1 protein-coding gene is annotated in these 1,421 nt (G+C 66.4%); it reads right to left on the reverse strand.

The features are described 5' to 3' along the window. Window positions 1-26: 26 nt before the first annotated feature. Window positions 27-1,357, reverse strand: a protein-coding gene (locus PYV55_RS16050; RefSeq protein ID WP_275853236.1) for an ISKra4 family transposase whose coding sequence is annotated in 2 segments (ribosomal slippage) — window positions 27-1,097 and window positions 1,100-1,357 — 1,329 coding nt in all. Because the reading frame shifts where the segments join, the coding sequence is not laid out codon by codon here. Window positions 1,358-1,421: the final 64 nt, after the last annotated feature.

A 1,421-nucleotide genomic window follows, 5' to 3' on the forward strand; every position in this document is an offset into this window, starting at 1 on the left:
GGGTGCGATTCAAACTGATGTGCCCATCAAGCCGCATAAAGGTAAGTGGTAGCCCAGTAGCTGGCCCACTCGCTGTTTGCGCGGTTGACGCGAAGGGCAAGCATGTGCTCGGCGTTGGCGGCGAGCCACCAAGAGCCCGGCAACTTCAAGCGCTGCTGCACGATGTAGCGGTGGGCGCTTTCGATCTCGCCCGAGCCAATGGGCAGGCCCTGGGCGATCGCGCTTTGGTAGTCCAGCTGCTCCAGCCGCTGGCTCAGGTAGCGATGGCACTGGCGTACGGGGGCCTGCTGTTCGTCGGCCTCGGCAGGCTCCAGGTGGGGCTGCAATGCGGCGAGCACGGCATCGATCTGCTGCGTTTGCAGCCTGTGCTTCTGGGTCTTGAGCCACTGCTGGCTGGGCTGGGGCTGCGGCTCGATGGCCTTGGCCGCGGCGCCAAGGTATTCGCAGACATGGTAGAAGTCCAGCAGGTAGCTGCCCTGGCTGCCAAAGCGCTGGCGCATCTGGCTGGCGATCCACGGCGCGCCGTCGCCCACGCCGTGCACGCGGTGGCCCTTGCCGAAGCCGGCGCGCTTGGCACAGGCGCGCAGCTGGCGGCCGGCGGTGTCCACATCGCCCAGCAGCGTGGCGCCGTAGCTCAATTCGGTGCTGCCGTGCACATGGGCCAGGCTGACCCTGGCTTCTTGCCACTGCACGCTCTTGCCTTTGCGTTGATCACCCGGCCCGCTGCCGCTGCGCACGGTGGGCACCATGGTGCCGTCGGTCTGGACGATGAAGGTCTGCCCTGGCGCCACAGCTTCGGGCAGACCTTGCGCAGCACCGCCGCTGACGCGGTGGATCGCCTGGGCGTGGTGCAGCGTGATGTGGCGGATGGTGCTCTCGCCCAGGACGATGCCGTAGTGCTCGACGAGCTTGTCCATCGCCTTGGCAAAGGGCAGGTCGGCCGCAAAATCCGTCACCACTCGCTGCAGCAGGCGCGAGCAGCCTCTGGCCCGAACCCCGGCGCTGCGCGCAAACGGGCGCAGCCGCTTGCTGGCGTGGCGGTACTGCGGCTCCATCACGCTGATGTCGCCGAAGGTGGTGTGCCACAGGAGTTTTTTTTACCCTCTCGGTGCACCCGCCCTCCCCGGCGCAGTTCCTGCTCGGTGAGGCGAACCTGGCGCTCGGCCCAGCCCTGCATCGCCTCCTGGCCCAGGCGGCGAAGCTCTTCGCTCAGGCGCTGCTCTGCCGCGTCGGCGCGCTTCAAGTCCCCGTGTGCATCTTGCACTGCACTCAGCAGCGATGCCACTCGCTGGCGGATCTGCGGATGCTCACGAAGCCCTCGCACTATCTCTTCGTCGCTGATCTCGTCTGGTTTCATCACGTTGCCCTCCTGGCGTTGCTGGCTTACCCTCTATTGGGACACATCAGTTTGAATCGCACCC

The sequence above is a fragment of the Extensimonas soli genome, from assembly GCF_029211265.1.
Classification (GTDB): Bacteria; Pseudomonadota; Gammaproteobacteria; order Burkholderiales; family Burkholderiaceae_C; genus Extensimonas; species Extensimonas soli.